Below are 18,288 nucleotides of genomic sequence, written 5' to 3'. Positions count from 1 at the left end.
TGTCAGGAAGCCAGTTTCTTTGCAACCGCACGGCCTTCACGGATGGCGTAGTTGGTACCGCGGTCTTCCGGATAAATCTGGGCCATGGTCGAGATCAGGGCGTTCTCGTAGGGCGTTTCCTGGCCGGGCACGTACTGCGAATAATTGCGCTCGGTCACCGGTTGCGCGTACTCCGAACGCCACACGGCATATTCCTGGACCCAGGACTTGTCCATGGCCGGGAACATGCGCTTGAGGTGCTCAAGCGCAAAGTTGCAGTACTGCTCGTCGGTGTAGGCCCAGACCGGATCTTCCTTGGCCAGATAGCGCGACAGGTAGGCAATGTGCGAACCCTTGTAGTTTTCTGGCTTGTCAAAGTTGGTGTGCTCGATCACGCCCACGAACGGGAAGCCCGGATCGTTGACGTTGAGCCAGTAGGTCTCGGACAGGCTGTGTTTCAGACGCAGGACCAGGCACATATTGCCCAGGTACTTGACGCGGCGCAGCTTGGCCAGCCAGTCCGCTGGCGCCTTGCCTTCGAACATGTCGGCAATGATGGGGAACGATGGCGTAAACAGGAACTTGGCGCCAGCGACGTCGCCGCCCGTGGTCTGCAGCGCTTCGATGCGCTTGCCTTCGGTCTGCATGCCGGTGACCTTGGCGCCGTAGCGCACTTCGCCGCCGTTGGCGCGGATGGCTGCCGCCAGCGCTTCGGCCAGACGGCCGAAACCGCCCTTGAAGTACGCCAGTTCTTCGCCGCCCTTGTCATTGCGGGTACTGCCGCGCAGAACCAGCTTCTTCCACATCCACACGGCATTGACCGCTTCGGCGTAGACCGAGAACTTGGAATTGATCAGCGGCTCCCAGACAATCTTGTAGACGCTCTTGCCAGCGAGCTGCTCGAGCCACTCGCGAATCGACAGGTGTTCGATGGTTTTCCAGTCCTTGATGCGGCGCACCTGGAACACCAGCAAGCCCAGACGGATACGGTCGACCAGCGACAGGGCCTTGAAGCGCAGCAGGTCAAGCGGGGTCGACAGCTTCCACATGCGGCCGTTGAAGTACATGCCGGTGCGGGTCGGCAGCAGGATCACATCGCCTTCCATGCCCAGTTCCTTGACCAGCTCGGGGACGAACACGTCGTTGTTGAACCAGTGGTGGTAAAACTTTTCCAGGGTGACGCCATCGCCGAATTCAAAGGTACCGGCCAGGCCGCCCGGGGTGCTGTCCGCTTCCAGCACGCACACGCGCTTGCCCTGCTTGGACAGTACATAAGCGGCGGTGAGCCCGGTAAAGCCGCCACCGGCGATAACTACGTCGTATTTAGTCATGATGTTCATTCAATTAATGGGCAATTCGGAGGTGTTGCCAGTGCGTGCGGCACGGAACAGTTCGGGACGGGTGAGGATGGCCACCGCGCCAGCCAGGGTGGTTGGCAGCCACAGCGCCAGATGCGAGAGCACCGCATAGCTGCCGGCCTGGGCAGCCGTGCCGCCCACCAGCGAAATGGCGGTGAAGGCAGCCAGATGGAAGGGACCGACATAGCCAGGCGAGGATGGCACCAGGGTCGACAGAGTGGCAATGGCCATCACCAGCAAGGCCATGATGGGGGTCGCTTCCAGGCCAAAACCGCGCATGACGAAATAGAACATGCCCGATTCGCCGACCCACACCAGCATCGAAATGAGCAGCGTGGCGCCCAGCACGCGCGGACGCGACATGGCTTCAAAACCGCGCAGCAGACCGGCTGCCGTAGCAAGCGGCTTGGCCAGCGCGCCGCCGGCCTGGGCGCGCGCCTCCAGCAGGCGCCCCAGGGCGCCGCTGAACAGGAAGCACAGGGTCAGCGCCACGCCACCGACCACGGCCAGCGTCACGGCCGACTCGGAAATCATGGGCGGCACCTGGGCGGTGCGGATCGCAAACAGGCCCAGCGCGAGGCAGCACAGCAGCGTCATCAGATCGATCAAGCGTTCCATGACCAGGCTGCTGGTGGCCATGATCTTGGGCACCCCCATGGCCACCGGGAACACGAATGCGCGCACCAGGTCGCCCAGGCGCAGCGGCAGCACATTATTGAGCGCGATCGAACCGAGGAACGGTGCCACGCAATTCGCGAACGTGACTTTCGGTTCCGACGCGCGCAGCAGCAGCGACCAGCGCAGGATGCGCAGCGCGTAGCCGATGCTGAGCATGCCAATCCCCAGCACCAGGTAAGGCCACTGGAAATGCTCGATCGCGGCCATCACGTCGGCCAGTTTGACCTGGCGTGCAATGACCACCACGCACAGCACGGTAATGGCAGCGCCAGCCAGGTGCTTGACCCAGCCGTGCTTTTTTTGCGGCATGGCGGCTTGTTGCATTAACGGTCCCAGACGCGCCATGGCGCGTCGCCTGCTGCCCACAGCGCTTCGAGTTCGCGCTTGTCGCGCAAGGTGTCGCATGGCTGCCAGAAACCGGTGTGGTGGAAGGCCGACATCTGGCCATCCTTGGCCAGGTTGGCCAGCGGGGCGCGCTCCCACGAGGTGCTGTCGTCGGCAATGTAGTCAATCGCCTTCGGTTCGAGCACGAAGAAGCCGCCGTTGATCCAGCCGATTTCGTCGCTTGGCTTTTCTTCAAAGCTCGATACACCGTGCTGGGCATCGATGTTGAGCACGCCAAAGCGGCCCGGCGGCTGCACGGCAGCGACCGTGGCCAGCTTGCCATGCTGCTTGTGGAAGGCCAGCTCGGCGCTGATGTCAATGTTCGACAGGCCGTCGCCATAGGTCATGCAGAACGTTTCATTGTCCAGGTACGGCGCCACGCGCTTGAGGCGGCCACCGGTCATCGTGTCCGGGCCGGTGTCGACCAGGGTGATGCGCCAGTCTTCCGACTGGCTGTTGAGGATGGTGTGCTCGCCAGTGCGCAGGTCGATCGTCATGTCCGACAGGTGGCGGTAATAGTTAAAGAAGAATTCCTTGATCACGTAACCCTTGTAACCCAGGCAGATCACGAAGTCGTTGATGCCATGGTGGGCATAGTTCTTCATGATGTGCCACAGCAGCGGCTTGCCGCCCACTTCGACCATGGGTTTTGGTTTGGTATCGGATTCTTCGGAAATGCGCGTGCCGAGGCCGCCTGCGAGGATCACTGCTTTCATCGTCGTGTCTACCTATTAGAGTTTGAGTTCTGGAGCGGAAAAATTGAGGCTGTGCTGGACGATGGCGACCGGATCGGCCCGCACCACCAGGTAAATGCGCAGCAGGTATTCCCCAATAATGCCAAGGAAAAAGGAGTTCAGGCCAATGCCGAACAGCACCAGGATGTGGATGCTGGCCAGACCAGGCGGCAATTCGGGATGGAACAGGCGCAAGGCCACGTAGTAAATCGCTCCAATGATGGACACCACCAGGATCGCCAGGCCCATGAAGGAGGCCGCGCGCAGGGGAATCACCGAATGGTTGAACACGGCCGTCAAGCCCAGCTTGACCAGGCGCGACACATTGAACTTGCTTTCGCCAGCCGTGCGGGCATCGCGGTCATAGGCCACCCCGGTCTGGTTGAAGCCCAGGCCGGCAATGATGCCGCGCAGGTAAGGATTGGCGGTGCGCACCTTGGCCACGGCCTCGATCACCTTGCGGTCGACCAGGCGGAAGTCGCCTACGTCGCGCGGAATCGGGTGTTCGCTGATCTTGTCGATGACCCAGTAACCGAGGCGGCGGAAGCCATTGAGCAGGAACGATTCGGGGCGCTTGCGGCGGATGCCGTACACCACCTGGTAGCCCTGCTGCCAGCGCTCGAAGAATTGTTCGAGCATCTCGGGCGGGTCCTGCAGGTCGGCGTCAATCTGCATCACGGCGTCGCCGCGGGTATGCAGGTAGTTGGCCAGGATGGAACGCTGAAAACCGACGTTCTTGGAAAAGCGGATCGCCCGCACGCGCGGATCGCGCGCAGCCAGCGCGGCCAGCATGTCCCAGGTCGCATCGTCGGAATGGTTATCGGAAAACACGAATTCGAGATCGCAGCGGTCGCGCATCTTCTCGCCCAGCGCATACAGTCGGGCATACAAGGCGTCAATATTGCCCGATTCGTTGAGCACCGGGATGGTGATCGAAATCAGCGGTCGGTGGCGCTCCTGGGCGTGCGGTATGGCGGTCATTCGCTAAGCTCCTGCTGTGCTGCACATTCTTGTAAATAGGTGATGATGGCCGGCAGCGCCGGCCGGAACGCCGCTTGCGCCAGCAAGGCATGGCGCGTGAACACGGTGCTGTAATTTTCGTCCAGCGGTTCGGCCAGGGCGCCCAGCGCCAGTTTGTCGGCAGCGCCAAAGGCCTCGAATACGCCCGTGGCCAGTTCGCGCAGACTGAGCGGCGTGCCGCTGCTCAGGTCGAGCACGCCGCGCACGGCAGCCGCTTCGAACAGGGCCACGGCAGCGGCTTCGTCGTCCACATGGTGGTATTCGCGCAGCTGCTTGCCCGACGTCATTTTAAATACGCTACCGCTGCGCAGGGCCGACAGGATCAGACCCAGGAACATGAAGGCGCTGGGCTGCCCTTCGCCATACAGGGTGTGCACGCGCACGTGCAGCAGATCGGCGCCGTCCGCCACCCGGGCCGCCACATAGGCAGCCAGTTCGGTTTTGCTGCGCACGTAGGGATTTTGCTGCGCCAGCAGGGTTTCCATCACGGTGCCAAAGGTCACCACGCGAATGCCCAGCGGGGCGACGGCGTCGATGATACGGCGCGGCAGTTCGACGTTGACGCGGGCATGCTCGGCCGGATCGAGTTTCGGGTCCAGCAGGCCGGCCGTGACAAAAATCGTGGCGCCGCTGTGGGCCTGGGCGGCAAAGCAGGCGCGGATAGCGGCCCGCGCCGCATCCGCGTCCAGGGTCGGCCACTGTTCGTACTGCGCCCGCGCCAGGCACACGGCTTCGGGGCCAAAGCGGCGCACCAGCGCCTGGCCCAGACGGCCGCGCGCACCGACGATACACTTCATTCCTGCACGCCCGCGCGCCAGGCATTGATCTGCTTGAGCGTCAGTTCACGCACCCCGGCCGGGTTGCGGTAGTAGTCGCGGTACCAGGACGCGGTGTGCTCGACCACCTGGGCCGTATCCCACACTGGCAGCCAGCCCAGCTCGTTTCGGGCCAGCGAGCTGTCCAGCGCGAGGGCGCCCGCTTCCGGCAGCGGATTGTTTTCGTACGCCAGGTTGGGGCGTTCCCAATGCGAACACATCAGTTCGAGCACGTCGCGCACCGAGTAATGCTTCAAGTCCTGCGGACCGAGGTTCCAGGCACGCGCGTAGCGCGCCGGCTGCGCCGAAATCAGGCCCGACAGCAGCATCAGGTAGCCATGCACCAGCGCCAGCACGTGCTGCCACGGACGGGTGGCATCCGGATAGCGCAGCGTCATGGGCTGGCTGTCGATCAGGGCGCGCACGAAATCGGGAATCAGGCGGTCTTCGGACCAGTCGCCGCCACCGATGATGTTGCCGCCGCGCGCGATCGCGATGGCCGGGCCCTTGCCTTCGGCATGCGGATACGAGGCCGCGTAACTCTGGATGATCATCTCGGCAGCGGCCTTGGAGGCGCTGTAGGGATCCTTGCCGCCCAGCGGGTCGTTTTCACGGTAGGGCCAGGACCACTCGTTGTTCTTGTAGACCTTGTCGGTGGTGATGCACACCACGCCCTTGACGCTGCTGGTCAGGCGCGCCGCTTCCAGCACATGGGCCGTGCCCTGGGCATTGACGTTGAAGGTAGACACCGGCTCGCGGTAGGAGCGGCGCACCAGCGGCTGCGCCGCCAGGTGCAGGATCAGGTCCGGCGCGAACGACTGCACGGTCGCGTGGATGGCGTCGAAGTCGCAGATGTCGCCTATGGTGGTGGGAAATTCGTCAGCCAGACCGAGGGCATCGAACAGCGAGGGCGTGGTTTCCGGCGCCAGCGAGAACCCGTGCACAGTGGCACCGATCGAGCGCAGCCAGAGGCAAGCCCAGCCGCCGGTGAAGCCGGTGCTGCCGGTGACCAGCACTTTTTTGCCGGCCAATGCTTTTTCAAATGAGAGGATGCGGTCCATTGCTGTCGCTTTTACTTTCCGATTGCACAAACATCAATGATACCAGAGCGGCCCTGCTGCCATCAAATGAAATTCTATCTAGCAACACTCTGCGCACGCCTCCAGCGGCCGCCTGCGCGGCCGTGTCGGGGACCACCGCGCCAGGCCGGATCAGGCTTTCGGCAAGCCGCCGAGCAGTGCCGCAATCTTCTGTTTCGGCTTGCCTGAGGCAGCGGCGGCCTTGGGCACGGGCGCGCTGGCCACCGTTGGCTCGTAGGGCTTGAGGAACCACGGGTCGACCTTGTCGCGGCGCGGCCCAGGGCCGCTTGGACGCGGGCCGCGCTCGCTGCGCTCGGGGCCGCGGGCAGGCGCCTCGGCATCGGGCCGGCGCGCACGGCGCTCGGGCGCACTGTCGCGCGGGGCGCGCGCGGTGGGCGCCACAAAGCCGCTCAGTTCGCCGCGGGTGATGGTTTGCTTGATCAGTTTTTCGATATCGGCCAGCAAGCGCTCGTCTTTATCGGAATACACCGACAAGGCGTCGCCCGAGGCTCCGGCGCGGCCGGTGCGGCCAATCCGGTGCACATAGTCTTCTGCGTTGTAGGGCAAGTCGAAATTGATCACGCAGGGCAGGTCGGAAATGTCGAGCCCGCGCGCCGCCACGTCGGTGGCAACCAGCACATCGGTATCGCCCTTCTTGAACGCTTCCAGGGCCGCCATGCGCTCCTGCTGCGTCTTGTCGCCGTGGATGGCAGTGGCGCGAATGCCGCTCTGCTCCAGGTGGCGCGACAGGCGCGAGGCGCCGATCTTGGTATTGGAGAACACCAGCACCTGTTTCAGGTCGCGCCCGCGGATCAAGTGCTCGACCACGTCGCGCTTGGCGTCTTCGGCCACCTTGTAGACGATCTGGGTCACCTTGTCGGCGGTGGCATTGCTGCGCGCCACTTCAATCACCAGCGGGTCGTTCAGGAAACTGTTGGCCAGTTTTTTGATTTCTGGCGAGAAGGTCGCCGAGAACATCAGGTTCTGGCGCTTTTTCGGCAGCAGGTTGATGATGCGCTGCAGGTCCGGCAAAAAGCCCATGTCCAGCATGCGGTCGGCTTCGTCCATGACCAGCATCTGCACCTGGCCCAGGCTGACGTTCTTTTGTTCAATGTGGTCCAGCAGCCGGCCCGGGGTGGCAATCACGATTTCGACCCCGCCCTTGAGGATCACGGTCTGGCCCTTCATGTCCATGCCGCCAAACACCACCGTGGAGCGCAGCGGCGTGTGCTGGGCGTAGGCCCGCACATTGTCGGCCACCTGCACCGCCAGTTCGCGCGTGGGCGTGAGCACCAGGGCGCGCACCGGGTGGCGCGCAGGCGACATGCTCGGGTTGGCATGGGCCATCAAGAGCTGGATGATGGGCAGCGAGAAGCTGGCGGTCTTGCCAGTACCGGTCTGGGCTGCGCCCATGACGTCGCGCCCCTGCAGCACGATGGGAATGGCAGCGGCCTGGATCGGGGTCGGGTGCACATACCCCTGGTCGGTCAGCGCGCGCAGGATTTGCGGGTCGAGGCCGAAATCGGCAAAACGCACGGTCGGCGCGCTGTCGGCTTCAATGGTGATCGGTGTTTCTGACATAAATTTTCCGGGCGAATGTGATTAAGCTCTACGCCCAAAATGGAAGGCTGGCACCAGGAAACCCCGCTGGCCAGCTCGAAATGATGTCGCGTGGGCGCCGGCAAAATCCGGACGCGCGGACGTAGATGCAATAATAGTGCCGTAAACGATACCCTAAAACCCGGCAACTGTATATGGAATCCTGCATAGCGCCAGGGCCGCATGCGGGGCCCGGCGCGGCACGCCGGCCTGCGCCCGCCCCGCCACTTGCTTTCGCGACAACTTGGTTTACACTGCCGGCTGCGCCCGTTTTTGTGGGCATTTACCCGTTGCAATGTTAAGCTGGCAAGCATTTCAAGCGCCGGCGCCGTGATTGCGCCCTTCCCTTGGCACATTACCCCGTCACCAGCTCAAAGACCGACCTTGAACATGTTCTTCGCCTTTCCCGCCACGCTGCGCCGCAGCTGCGCATTGCTATGCCTGCTCATGCTGTGCCTGTCCGCCTGGGCCACGCCGACTTCGCCGCTGCGCTTCAAGCGCCTCGGTTCGCTCGATGCCGACGACCTGTCGATCCTGGCGCTGATGCAGGACCGCCAGGGCTTCATCTGGATCGGCACCCATAGCGGCGGCCTGTACCGCTACAACGGCTATCAGGCCGTCAAGTACACCAGCAATACCCAGGACTTGAGCAGCCTGCCGCACGACCGGGTCTCGACCCTGTTCGAAGACAAGCAGGGCCGCATCTGGGCCGGCACCCAGGCCGGACTGGCGCGCTACAACCCGAAGACCAACGATTTCACCCGCTATGCGCCGCCGCCGGGGCCCTCGGCCCAGCGCATCATCAAGTCGATCATCAGCGATGGCCGCGACGGCATCTGGCTGGCCACCTGGGGCGGCTTGCAGCATTTCGATCCGGCCACGGCCACCTTCACTGTCCATTTGCACGATGCGCGCGTGGCCACCAGCCTGGCCAGCAACGACATCAATGCCATTGCCATGGACGAGCGCGGCGGCATCTGGGCCGCCACCTGGCCGGGCGGCCTGGATTACCTGGCGCCGGGCCAGAGTGAATTTGTCCATTACCGGGTCGACAGCGCCGCCAATCCCGATCCCAAGCTCAACATCGTGCGCGCGCTGCACTTCGCCCGTGACAAGACACTGTGGATCGGTACCGAAAACGGGGTAATGAGCTGGAACACGGCCAGCGACTGGGACACGCGCGCGCGCATGGATGCGCCTGCCACCCGCATCAATTACCTGTACGGCGACGCCAACGACACGGTCTGGGCCGGCACGCTGGCAGCCGGGCTGCTGCGCTGGGACAAGGGCAGCAACAAGGCAATTCATTATGTGCACCGTGCCAACGACTCGAACAGCCTGCCGTCGGACTACATTCGCGCCGTGATGCATGACCGCAGCGGCATGCTGTGGGTCGGCTCGTTCACCGATGGCATCAGCCTGGTCAACCTGAACAGCCAGGGCTTCCAGCGCTTCATTCCCTTCGATGTGGAAGCGCACAATCTGCGGCCCGACAATTCCTTGAAATTCATCGAAGGCGCGCCCGACGGCCGCCTCTGGCTGGCGGGCAATTCGGGCCTGTCCCTGTTTGACCCCGCCAATGGCGACGTGCTCAAGACCTGGCGCGCCGACAGCGCCAAAGCCGGTTCGCTCAGCAACGACACCGTGTACAGCCTGTACCAGCAGCCGGGCGGGCCATTGTGGATCGGCACCTCGGCCGGCTTGAACCGCCTCGATGGCAACGACAAGCCGATCAAGGCCATCAGCTTCGGCAGCGTGGGCGCCGACTTCATCAACACGATTGCTGCCGGCAGCAACAATACCTTGTGGCTGGGCACTGGCAACCAGGTGATCCGCTACGACACCGGCACGGGCACCTGGACCAATTACTACCCTAATCCGGACGACCCCAACAGCCGCAGCGTGAACAGCACCAACGTGATCCTGGAAGACAGCAAGGGCCGCGTGTGGATGGGCTCGGAATGGAGCGGCGGCGGCCTTGATGTGCTTGACACCGCCAGCGGCAAATTCCGCCACCTGCGCCACCAGCCCGGCAACAACGCCTCGCTGGCTGACGACAACGTCGCTTCGCTGTACCAGGACCCGCAAGGGCGGCTGTGGGCCGGCACGGCCAAGGGCTTGAACCAGATCCTCAGCGCCGACGATGGCAGCATCAGTTTCCGCAGCTACCTGGACAAGGACAGCGTGGGCGCCATCAAGATTTTGAGCATGCGCAGCGACCGCGAGGGCATGCTGTGGCTGAGCACGGCGGGCGGCCTGCTGCGCATGGACCCGGCCACCGGCAAGACGGCGCGCTTCACCAGTGCCGATGGCCTGACCGAAGGCTTTTCAGTCGGTGCGGCGCATGCGGCAGCGGACGGCAAACTGTATTTCGGCGGCGTCAAGGGCATGACCGGGGTCACTCCGCACCTGGTGCGCAGCAGCTCGATCGTCCCGCAAGTGGCAGTCACCGATATTGGCGTGTTCAACCATTCGCTGAAAAGCGGCAAGCCCCAGCCCGGCATCAAGCTCGAGGGGCCGGTGACCTCGCCGACCGCGCTGTCGCTGTCGGTCCAGCAATCGGTGTTTACCATCGAATTTGCAGCCCTGCATTACACCGACCCGGGCCGCAACACCTATGCTTACCGCCTGGATGGCTTTGACCGCGACTGGGTCCACACCGACGCCAGCCGGCGCAGCGCAACCTATACCAATCTCGATCCGGGCAATTACACCTTCCAGGTCAAGGCGGCCAACAACCAGGGCCTGTGGAACAACAAGCCGACCTCGCTGGAGATTGAAATTTTGCCGCCCTGGTGGCAAACCTGGTGGTTCCGCAGCTTGCTGCTGGTGCTGACACTGGCCTTGCTGACCATGGCGTACCGGGCCCGCGTGCGCCATCTGACGCGGCGCCAGATCCAGCTCGAAGCCATGGTTGCGGCGCGCACCCACGAACTGGAAGAGAGCAATGCGAAACTGGCCGAGCTGTCGAGCACCGATGGTCTGACCGGCATTCACAACCGGCGCGGCTTTGACGCGGCACTGGAAAAGGAATGGCGCCGCGCCGCCCGCAATGGCTATCCGCTGGCGCTGGCCATGCTCGACGTCGACCATTTCAAGGCCTACAACGACCACTACGGACACCAGGCCGGCGACCAGTGCCTGCGCACCGTGGCCGACTTGATCGCCACTCACGGACGGCGCACCAGCGACCTGGTGGCACGCTACGGCGGCGAGGAATTTTCGCTGCTGGCGCCAGCCACGAATGCCGATGACGCGATGGAAATTGCGAATGGGATTTGCGAAGCGCTGGCGGCGCTGGCGCTGCCGCACGCCAAGTCACCACACGGCGTGGTGACCATCAGCATTGGCGTGGCCACGGCCATGCCGGACGAGGATGTGAGCTGGAGCACCCTGATCACGGAATCGGACCGCGCCTTGTACCGTGCCAAGCAGGAAGGGCGCAACCGCGCCACCCTGGCCGAAACACTGGCCTGAGCGGGGCGCGCCGCGGGTAGCACGCGCTAGCGGGCCCAGCCCTGGCGCTGCGCTGCTTTCTCGCCCGCCAGATCGAGCGCCTTGCCGACAATGAGCTCATCGACGGCTTGCATCACCGCCGGCGGCATCTCGCTGCTGGCCAGGCGATATGCGCCATCCTTGCTGTCGGCGCTACTGGCCAGCACCGGAATGCGCCAGTGGGCGCCGCTGCGGCAGGCCAGGCCCGCCGTGGTGGGCAGCAGGAAGGTGCGGCAGTATTCGCCCTGGCGCGATATGAAGCTCAAGCCCACCCGCACATCTTTGTCGCGCGGTGCCGACAGCGACAATTGCTGCGCCAGCGCGGTGGCCAGGCGCCCCTGGGCCGTGAGCGCGCCAGCTTCCGGATCGAAGGCGGCGAACTGCTGGCCGCCGCCCAGGCTGCGCGCGCCGACGATGCCGGCCAGCACACCGGCCACCAGGGTCGCCGCCAGCGCGCCCCATTCGGGCCAGGACCAGGCGCGCTTGACCACCCGCACCGGCTGCGGCGCCGGCGGTGGCGTGCGCAACTGACGCACATTATCAAGATGAATCACCTTGCCCGAGCGCACCGCCGCCTGCAGACGCTGCGGCACTTCCTCGTCCAGGCTCTGGGCAAAGGCGCCAAACACATTCGAGCGCAGCGCCTGGTGCAGGCGCACTTTTTCGGCGATGGCCGGGTCGAGCCGCATGGCCAGCTCGACTTCGTGGCTGGTGATGTCGTCGAGCTCGCCATCGGCAAAGGCCATCAGGGTTTCGTCGGAAAAGCTCATGCTACCGTCCTCGCTTGATCAGATAATCGTTCCTGCAGCGCCTCGCGCGCCCGCGCCAGGCGGCTGGTCAGGGTCCCGATGGGAAGCTCGAGCACCTGCGCCGCCTCTTTGTAGGCCATGCCGTCCACCAGCACCAGGCCGATGACCAGCCGATGCTCATCTGACAGCAGGCTGATGGCCTTCTGGATGGCCATGCGCTGCTGCTGCGCTTCGGCAGAACCATCGCCCACGTGCTCGCCTGCCTCTTCGGGGGCAAACACCTGCTCGCGCCGCTTGCGCGCGCGCACCTCGTCGATCCAGGCATTCTTCATGATTTTGAACAGCCAGCTGTCAAGCCGGGTGCCAGGCGCCCATTGGGCGCTGCGGCTCAGGGCCCGTTCCAGCGCGACCTGCACCAGGTCGTCCGCATCGTCACGATGAAAGGTGATGGCGCGCGCAAAGCGGCGCAGGCGGGGCAGCAAGGCGGCAATCTCGGCATGGGTGGCGGCGTTTACAGTCATGGATAGGAAGTAAACGATGGGGCAATGGATTTTATTCCCGGTCCCGCTCGTTATGGGATCATGATGTCCAATCTCTATACTATCATCCGGCCCATGAAGACATTGCGCCCATTCTGTGCGGTACGCCCATGGGGCATGGTGTTAGCGCTTACTATCGCCGCATCCGTTGCGCCTGCGCATGCCCAGCTGAGACTGCCGTCAGTCAATTTACCAACACCAACTGTGCAGCCGCTCGGCAACCGCTTGCTGCGCGAACCGGCCGAAACGCTGCTGGCGCGCCGCGACCTGGGCGAGCTGCCCGACGTGCGGGCGCTGCGCCTGGCCACCTTGAATCAATTGCTAGGGCGCCACCGCGACCTGCTGGAGACTGACCCACGTGGCGATGTCTTTGTGCGTGGGCAACTTTTAGCATGGTCGCCCAGCCCTGCCGCACTCGACGCTGCCGCCGACGCCGGCCTGCGCGTGCTGCGCACCGAGCCGTTGAGCGGGCTGGACGAGACCCTGGTCGTGCTGCAAGTGCCGCCCGGTGCCGACAGCGCCGCCCTGCTGGCGCGCCTGCGCGCACGCGACCCGGACGGCAGCTATGATTTCAACCATATTTACACGGGCAGCGGGTCGGCCGCAGCAGCCGAAGCGCAGCTGCCCGCAGCGCGCCTTCCGGACGCTGCCCCGGGCGCCATGGCCGTGGGCCTGATCGACAGCGGCATCGACAGCACGCATCCCGTCTTCCACGACGCAGCCATTGCGCGCTGGGGCTGCGCGCAGCCTGTGCCGGACGCGCACGGCACAGCCGTGGCCGCGCTGTTGGTCGGACAATCGGCGCATTTTCGCGGCGCGGCGCCCGGGGCCAGGCTGTACGCGGCGGACATTTACTGCGCCAGCGGCAGCGGCGGCTCGGCCGAACGGATTGCCGGCGCCCTGGCCTGGATGGCCCGCGAAAAGGTCGCCGTGATCAACCTCAGCCTGGTGGGCCCGCCCAACCAGGCCCTGGAGCGGGTGGTGGCCGCCATGACGCGGCGCGGCCACTTGCTGGTGGCGGCCGTGGGCAACGATGGACCGGCCGCCCCGCCCCTGTATCCGGCCAGCTACCCGGGGGTGGTCGGGGTCAGCGCCGTGGACAAGCGCGGCCGGGTTTTGCCGGAAGCGGGACGCGGGCCGCAGGTCATGTTTGCCGCACCTGGCAGCAATATGGTCAGCGCCGCGCCAGGCAGCCCGCCTTACCGGCAAGTGCGTGGCACCTCGTTTGCCGCGCCCATTGTCGCGGCGCTGCTGGCGCGCCTGCTGCCCACGCCGGACCCGTCCGCCGCCGCGCGCGCTGTCGCCACCCTGGCCGGACAAGCCAGCGACGGCGTCGCCGGCGAAACCGGCAAAGGCGTGGTCGGCCAGCGCTTGCGCATCGATCCCCAGGCATTGAAATAATTTCTTACAAGTTTGTCAGGCCGCGCCGGGAATAAATCGCCGCGTCCCACCGTTTTCCTTGCATCGGATGCAGATGGTCTGCGCCCTTCAAAGGAGAACACCATGAACACCAAACAAAAAGCCAAACACCTTGCACTGATCCTTGCATTGAGCCTGGCGGCATCAGCCCAGGCGCAGCTGCTGGGCGGCAGTGGCCGGGCCGGGGGCGGCCTGCTGGGCGGCGCCGGCAACATGGGCGGCGGGATCAGCGGCGCCGGCTCGATGGCTGGCCGCGGCGCACTGGCCAGCGACTTGCGCGCCAGCCGCGCTGCAGATAGCCGCAGCCTGACCCAATCGGCCGATCTGGCCGGCAGCAGTCGCGCAGCCGCTCAGGGCAGCCGCAATGGCGCCAGCGCCAGCGGCGATGGCGGCCTGGCCGGTGCGCTTGGCGCCAGCAAAGCCGTGCGTGTGCCGGCCAGCGCAGGCGGCAATGGCCCGAGCACAGCTGCGGCGACAAATGGCAGCGCCGAGGCATCGGGTGCGTGGAACGGCAGCATGGCGGGACAAATTACCGGCGTGCGCGAAGCGGCCGCACCTGCCGTGGCCGGCGCGCGCAATGCGGGCGGCGCCAGCGTGGCAAACGTGCGCGACACGGCCACGACGGGCACGCAGGCCGCAGCCGATGGCGCACGGCGCACCGGCGCAGCGGCGCGCACCACTTCGCTCGGCGTCAATGCTGGCGCTGGCGGATCGGGCACGGCCGGGGGCACTGTCAATCCGGGTGGCGCCAGTGCCACTGGCGATGCCACGGGCAGCGTAGCGGGCGGGATGGACACCAACGCCGCCAGCACCACCCGCAACACCGCCGGCAGCGCCATTGGCGCAGGGCGCGCGAGTGCCGCGCCGCTGGCAGCTGGGGCGCGCAAACAGATCGAGATGACGCAGGGCGCGGGCACGGCCGGCCAGTCGCTGCGGACGGGCGGCGCGGGCACGGCCAGCGCCAACGGCACCGTCAACAACGAAGAGAAAGAGGAACGCGCCGAAGCGGGTACCAGAAAGCGTTAAGCAAGGCCGAGGGGCGCATGCGAAGCGGTGGCAAGGGAGCTGGGCGCCAGCAGCGCCCCTGCTGGTTACCCCCCCACATCGTCCTCGCGCAGGCGAGGACCCATGCCACGCTGGCGTAAAGGTACTGCTTGCGGGGTATAGGTCCCCGCCTTCGCGAGGACGATGTTTCTAAGCCTGCAGCTGGCGGTAATACCGGGCCACTATTTGACCCGCATGCCGCGACCTAGCTGGTGATCAGCCCATGCTCATCGAGCACGTCGTGCATCAGTTCGAGCCGGATGACGGGATTGTCCAGCGTGAGCAGGCTGTGCTTGTGGGTGTTTGGCAGCGGCAGCAGTTCGCACCAGCGGTTGGCCACCCAGCCGCAGTCGTCCAGGCGGAACGGTGGCTGCACCGGCCAGCGCTGCTCGGGCACTTCGTGCAGCGAGGCGAGCACTTTGTCGAGCGCTTCGGAGGCGCCTTGCAATTCGGAGGGGACGGGAATGCGCCGGTCATCTTCCATGAGCTCGGTTTCGGCCATCCACAAGCCATTGGGCCGGCGCTCGCTCGAGAGCACCTGGAAGCGCGCGCCGCCGCGGCAGACTACTTGCAGCAGGCCAGGCGCGGAGGCGCTGCTTTCGTGCACCGAGGCGAGCGTGCCGGACGTGACAAAACGCTCCTGCCCTTCCGGCGTGCGCACCTCGCCGCCGTGGGTGAGCAGGACCACGCCAAACGGGGTGCCGTCGGCAATGCAGCGGCTGATCATGTCGAGGTAGCGGACCTCGAAAATTTGCAGCGGCAGCACACCGTCCGGGAACAGGACGGTGCCAAGTGGAAACAAAGGAAAAGTCAGAGTCGCCATGCCCCATCATGACAGAAAGCGGGCGCGGAGACGAGCACGATTCTACAAACCCAGTTCGGCCAGAATCGCTTCCTTCAATTGCTGCAGTGCGGGACTGGACAGCTTGCGCGGATGCGCATGCCTGACTTCAAACGTCGCCTGAATCGTGGTCGGCCGCGCCGACAGCACCAGGATGCGGTCAGCCAGATACAGCGCTTCTTCCACGTCATGGGTAATCAGCAGCACGGTATGGCGCTCTTCGGCCAGGATGCGCAGCAGCTCGGTGCGCATGCGCAGATTCATCAGCGCGTCGAGCGCCGAGAACGGCTCGTCCATGTACAAGATTTCCGGCTTGACCACCAGCGCGCGCGCCAGCTCGACCCGCTTGAGCATGCCGCCTGACAGTTCGCGCGGATAGGCGTTTTCAAAGCCCTTCAAGCCCACCATGGCCGCATAGTGGTCGGCCAGTGCGGCCTTGTCGCCATGGCCATTGCCGTTCAGGCCGAACATCAGGTTTTGCTGCACCGTCAGCCACGGGAACACCGAGCCATGCTGCGAAATCACGATGCCTTTCGGGCTGGGCCGCAACGCCGGCTGGCCATCGATGATGACGGCGCCGCTGTCGGGTTGCTCGAAGCCGGAGATGATTTTCATGAGGGTGGACTTGCCGCAGCCGGAGGGGCCGACAATGGCCACGAACTCGCCGTCGGCAATCGACAGGCTCACGCCGCCCACCACCGGCAAGGCTGCCGCGCCACTGCCGAAGTGTTTGCGGATATCGTTGACGACGATCTTAGCGTCCATAGCGCCACCTGACTGCGTTGAGTTGTTCGAGCAGGCGCATGAGGCCATCGAGTAAAAGGCCGATCAGGCCGATGAGAATCATGCCGGCGATGACCAGGTCGTAGCGGTTGCCCGCGTTGCGCGAATCGATGATCAGGTAACCCAGACCCGAACGCAGCGCGATCATTTCGGCGGCCACCACCACCAGCCATGCCACGCCCAGGCCAATGCGCATGCCCACCACCACTTCGGGCAGCACGGCCGGGATGATCACGCGCCGGAACAAGGTGGCGCGCGAGACGCCAAAATTGTCGGCTGCATGCAGGTAGCGCCGTTCAATGGTGTGCACGCCAGCGGCGGTCTGCACGATCATGGGGAACACGGCGGCGATAAAGATCAGGAAGACCGGCGAGATGTCCCCCACCCCAAACCACAGAATGGCCAGCGGGATCCAGGCAATCGGCGAAATCGGGCGCAGGATCTGAAACAGCGGATTCAAGGTGCGGTACACGCCATCGACCCGCCCCATCCACAAGCCGGTGGGCACGGCCACCAGCACGGCAAGCAGAAAGCCGGCGCCGACCCGGAACAGCGAAGCGCCGATGTGCTCCCACAGGGTGCCGTCTTCGGCCAGCTCCAGCGTGCCGGTGACCACTTGCCAGGGGGTCGGGAAAATCAGGCTGTCGGTCTGCACCACCACGGTCCACCACAGCGCAATCAGCAGCGTGATGAGCGTGAGCGAAGGCAGCGCGTGTTTGAGTTTTTGCATAGGCCTTGTTCAGTAGGTACGGATGGCATGGGCCAGTTCGCCCAGGCGCCATTGCAGGCGTGCCAGGCCCGGATCGGGCATGGGTTCGACAATCACCGTCATTTGCCCCGACAAGTGGGCACTGCAGGCGAACTGGTTCTCCGAGACGGTTTCAAACGGCAGCCGGAAATCCTGGCCCGGCATGATCAGCACCGGGCCGAAAATCTGCGGCACCGTGTCGCTGTTGCGCAGCAGGAGCACGTCGCGCACGCCCAGCGTGAGGCGCACTTTCGACGGCAGAATTTCAACCTTGTCGCCCGCCATGCGGCGTGCCCAGGTCCCCTTCGGAATCTCGAACAGCTTGTCGTGACTGGCCACGTGCAGCGGCGCCAGCGCAGCCCACAGCAGGGTGGCAAGGACGATGGTGACCAGCGTGCTGAGCGGCCAGTTGCGGCGCAGGTAGTCCATGCTCATCTAGTTCTGCAGCAGCAGGCGCAAGTCGTGCACGATGTCGTCCACCGGCCGCCCGAACGGCATCAGCGCGCGCTGCATGCCCTTGCGGTCGATGAAGTACAGGTACGAGGAATGGTGCATGGTGTAGTCGCTCTTGCTGCCGTCCACGGGGCGGCGGGTGGCGCTGATGCCGTAGGCCTTGAGCACGGCCTCGATCTGGGCCGGGCTGCCAGTCAGGCCGGCGATGCCCGCGTCGAACGGCGCCAGGTAGCTGCGCAGGCGCGCCGCATCGTCACGCGCCGGGTCAACCGTGATGAACACCAGCTGCACGTCGGCGCCGGCGGTGCCCAGCTTCTGGCGCGCCTGGGTCAGCGCGGCCAGCGACACCGGGCACACGTCCAGGCAATGGGTGTAGCCGAATTCGAGCACCACCACCTTGCCGCGATGGTCGCTCAGGCGGAACGGCTTGCCGCTGGCGGCAGGCAGCACGATCTCGGGCGCGGCGCGCGGCGGCTCGAACACGCCCCCTTTGAAGGCGGCGCCAGGGGCGGCGTAGGCAGGCAGCACAAACAGGAGCAGGGTCAGCGCAACGGCGGGCAAGCGAATCATG

Annotated in this window: 17 protein-coding genes; 3 read left to right on the top strand and 14 right to left on the bottom strand. The window is 65.0% G+C overall.

The window, feature by feature from the left end:
* Nucleotides 1-2 precede the first annotated feature (2 nt).
* The 7 genes from BUC24_RS01265 to BUC24_RS01235 all read right to left on the bottom strand — a co-directional run bounded on the left by BUC24_RS01265 (nt 3) and on the right by BUC24_RS01235 (nt 7,628).
* A complete protein-coding gene (locus BUC24_RS01265; RefSeq protein WP_073214618.1) occupies nt 3-1,310 on the bottom strand; it encodes an NAD(P)/FAD-dependent oxidoreductase in 1,308 nt (435 codons plus the stop codon).
* A gap of 9 nt (nt 1,311-1,319) precedes the next feature.
* Complete coding sequence (locus tag BUC24_RS01260) at nt 1,320-2,339, bottom strand: lysylphosphatidylglycerol synthase transmembrane domain-containing protein (RefSeq protein ID WP_229447949.1); 1,020 nt, start codon at nt 2,337-2,339, stop codon at nt 1,320-1,322.
* Nucleotides 2,339-3,115: a glucose-1-phosphate cytidylyltransferase gene (rfbF, locus tag BUC24_RS01255; RefSeq protein ID WP_073212271.1), complete on the bottom strand. Its 777-nt coding sequence runs from the start codon at nt 3,113-3,115 to the stop codon at nt 2,339-2,341. Before rfbF ends, BUC24_RS01260 begins: the two co-directional genes overlap by 1 nt.
* A 15-nt stretch (nt 3,116-3,130) precedes the next feature.
* Entirely contained in the window at nt 3,131-4,114 is a 984-nt protein-coding gene (locus BUC24_RS01250) for a glycosyltransferase family 2 protein (protein WP_073212270.1), read from the bottom strand.
* Nucleotides 4,111-4,950, bottom strand: a complete 840-nt coding sequence (locus tag BUC24_RS01245) for an NAD-dependent epimerase/dehydratase family protein (RefSeq protein ID WP_073212269.1) — start codon at nt 4,948-4,950, stop codon at nt 4,111-4,113. Before BUC24_RS01245 ends, BUC24_RS01250 begins: the two co-directional genes overlap by 4 nt.
* Nucleotides 4,947-6,029 carry a CDP-glucose 4,6-dehydratase gene (gene rfbG, locus BUC24_RS01240; RefSeq protein WP_073212268.1) on the bottom strand — a complete coding sequence of 361 codons (1,083 nt, stop codon included), beginning with the start codon at nt 6,027-6,029 and terminating at the stop codon, nt 4,947-4,949. The genes BUC24_RS01245 and rfbG overlap by 4 nt, the downstream gene beginning before the upstream one ends.
* A 150-nt stretch (nt 6,030-6,179) precedes the next feature.
* On the bottom strand, nt 6,180-7,628 hold the full coding sequence (locus tag BUC24_RS01235; RefSeq protein ID WP_073212267.1) for a DEAD/DEAH box helicase: 1,449 nt from the start codon (nt 7,626-7,628) through the stop codon (nt 6,180-6,182).
* A gap of 408 nt (nt 7,629-8,036) precedes the next feature.
* Here BUC24_RS01235 and BUC24_RS01230 point away from each other — a divergent pair, with 408 nt between their 5' ends.
* Entirely contained in the window at nt 8,037-11,123 is a 3,087-nt protein-coding gene (locus BUC24_RS01230) for a ligand-binding sensor domain-containing diguanylate cyclase (RefSeq protein WP_073212266.1), read from the top strand.
* Between the two features lie 26 nt (nt 11,124-11,149).
* On the opposite strand, the gene BUC24_RS01225 is transcribed toward BUC24_RS01230, so the two are convergent.
* Nucleotides 11,150-11,911, bottom strand: coding sequence for an anti-sigma factor family protein (locus BUC24_RS01225; RefSeq protein ID WP_073212265.1), 762 nt, complete (start codon nt 11,909-11,911; stop codon nt 11,150-11,152).
* A complete protein-coding gene (locus tag BUC24_RS01220; protein ID WP_073212264.1) occupies nt 11,908-12,411 on the bottom strand; it encodes an RNA polymerase sigma factor in 504 nt (167 codons plus the stop codon). Before BUC24_RS01220 ends, BUC24_RS01225 begins: the two co-directional genes overlap by 4 nt.
* 222 nt (nt 12,412-12,633) lie before the next feature.
* Here BUC24_RS01220 and BUC24_RS01215 point away from each other — a divergent pair, with 222 nt between their 5' ends.
* Together BUC24_RS01215 and BUC24_RS01210 are read left to right on the top strand one after the other, a co-directional pair.
* The gene (locus BUC24_RS01215) at nt 12,634-13,830 is read left to right on the top strand and encodes a S8 family serine peptidase (protein ID WP_229447947.1); all 1,197 of its coding nucleotides are present in this window, start codon (nt 12,634-12,636) and stop codon (nt 13,828-13,830) included.
* 102 nt (nt 13,831-13,932) lie between these two features.
* Nucleotides 13,933-14,874 (top strand): hypothetical protein, encoded by a 942-nt coding sequence (locus BUC24_RS01210; protein WP_073212263.1) that lies wholly within the window; start codon nt 13,933-13,935, stop codon nt 14,872-14,874.
* Nucleotides 14,875-15,097: 223 nt separating this feature from the next.
* Here the strand turns inward: BUC24_RS01210 and BUC24_RS01205 are convergent, their stop codons facing one another.
* The 5 genes from BUC24_RS01205 to BUC24_RS01185 are packed head-to-tail and all read right to left on the bottom strand — an operon-like array spanning nt 15,098 to nt 18,287.
* Nucleotides 15,098-15,715 carry an LON peptidase substrate-binding domain-containing protein gene (locus tag BUC24_RS01205; protein WP_073212262.1) on the bottom strand — a complete coding sequence of 206 codons (618 nt, stop codon included), beginning with the start codon at nt 15,713-15,715 and terminating at the stop codon, nt 15,098-15,100.
* Nucleotides 15,716-15,757: 42 nt separating this feature from the next.
* On the bottom strand, nt 15,758-16,498 hold the full coding sequence (locus tag BUC24_RS01200; RefSeq protein WP_073212261.1) for an ABC transporter ATP-binding protein: 741 nt from the start codon (nt 16,496-16,498) through the stop codon (nt 15,758-15,760).
* Nucleotides 16,488-17,246: an ABC transporter permease gene (locus tag BUC24_RS01195; protein ID WP_073212260.1), complete on the bottom strand. Its 759-nt coding sequence runs from the start codon at nt 17,244-17,246 to the stop codon at nt 16,488-16,490. Before BUC24_RS01195 ends, BUC24_RS01200 begins: the two co-directional genes overlap by 11 nt.
* A 9-nt stretch (nt 17,247-17,255) precedes the next feature.
* Nucleotides 17,256-17,699 (bottom strand): cupredoxin domain-containing protein, encoded by a 444-nt coding sequence (locus BUC24_RS01190; protein WP_229447944.1) that lies wholly within the window; start codon nt 17,697-17,699, stop codon nt 17,256-17,258.
* The gene (locus BUC24_RS01185) at nt 17,700-18,287 is read right to left on the bottom strand and encodes an SCO family protein (RefSeq protein ID WP_073212259.1); all 588 of its coding nucleotides are present in this window, start codon (nt 18,285-18,287) and stop codon (nt 17,700-17,702) included.
* Nucleotide 18,288: the final 1 nt, after the last annotated feature.

Origin of the sequence: Massilia sp. CF038 (assembly GCF_900129765.1) — a bacterium.
GTDB lineage: Bacteria > Pseudomonadota > Gammaproteobacteria > Burkholderiales > Burkholderiaceae_D > Telluria_A.
The sequence above is the reverse complement of the archived record's forward strand: the minus strand, read 5'-3'. Positions and strand labels throughout refer to the sequence as shown.

Bases quoted from the DNA above. Each gene is read 5' to 3' on its own strand.
- BUC24_RS01265 (WP_073214618.1), bottom strand. From the start codon at position 1,310: ATGACTAAATACGACGTAGTTATCGCCGGTGGCGGCTTTACCGGGCTC.
- BUC24_RS01260 (WP_229447949.1), bottom strand. From the start codon at position 2,339: ATGCAACAAGCCGCCATGCCGCAAAAAAAGCACGGCTGGGTCAAGCAC.
- rfbF (WP_073212271.1), bottom strand. From the start codon at position 3,115: ATGAAAGCAGTGATCCTCGCAGGCGGCCTCGGCACGCGCATTTCCGAA.
- BUC24_RS01250 (WP_073212270.1), bottom strand. From the start codon at position 4,114: ATGACCGCCATACCGCACGCCCAGGAGCGCCACCGACCGCTGATTTCG.
- BUC24_RS01245 (WP_073212269.1), bottom strand. From the start codon at position 4,950: ATGAAGTGTATCGTCGGTGCGCGCGGCCGTCTGGGCCAGGCGCTGGTG.
- rfbG (WP_073212268.1), bottom strand. From the start codon at position 6,029: ATGGACCGCATCCTCTCATTTGAAAAAGCATTGGCCGGCAAAAAAGTG.
- BUC24_RS01235 (WP_073212267.1), bottom strand. From the start codon at position 7,628: ATGTCAGAAACACCGATCACCATTGAAGCCGACAGCGCGCCGACCGTG.
- BUC24_RS01230 (WP_073212266.1), top strand. From the start codon at position 8,037: ATGTTCTTCGCCTTTCCCGCCACGCTGCGCCGCAGCTGCGCATTGCTA.
- BUC24_RS01225 (WP_073212265.1), bottom strand. From the start codon at position 11,911: ATGAGCTTTTCCGACGAAACCCTGATGGCCTTTGCCGATGGCGAGCTC.
- BUC24_RS01220 (WP_073212264.1), bottom strand. From the start codon at position 12,411: ATGACTGTAAACGCCGCCACCCATGCCGAGATTGCCGCCTTGCTGCCC.
- BUC24_RS01210 (WP_073212263.1), top strand. From the start codon at position 13,933: ATGAACACCAAACAAAAAGCCAAACACCTTGCACTGATCCTTGCATTG.
- BUC24_RS01205 (WP_073212262.1), bottom strand. From the start codon at position 15,715: ATGGCGACTCTGACTTTTCCTTTGTTTCCACTTGGCACCGTCCTGTTC.
- BUC24_RS01200 (WP_073212261.1), bottom strand. From the start codon at position 16,498: ATGGACGCTAAGATCGTCGTCAACGATATCCGCAAACACTTCGGCAGT.
- BUC24_RS01195 (WP_073212260.1), bottom strand. From the start codon at position 17,246: ATGCAAAAACTCAAACACGCGCTGCCTTCGCTCACGCTCATCACGCTG.
- BUC24_RS01190 (WP_229447944.1), bottom strand. From the start codon at position 17,699: ATGAGCATGGACTACCTGCGCCGCAACTGGCCGCTCAGCACGCTGGTC.
- BUC24_RS01185 (WP_073212259.1), bottom strand. From the start codon at position 18,287: ATGATTCGCTTGCCCGCCGTTGCGCTGACCCTGCTCCTGTTTGTGCTG.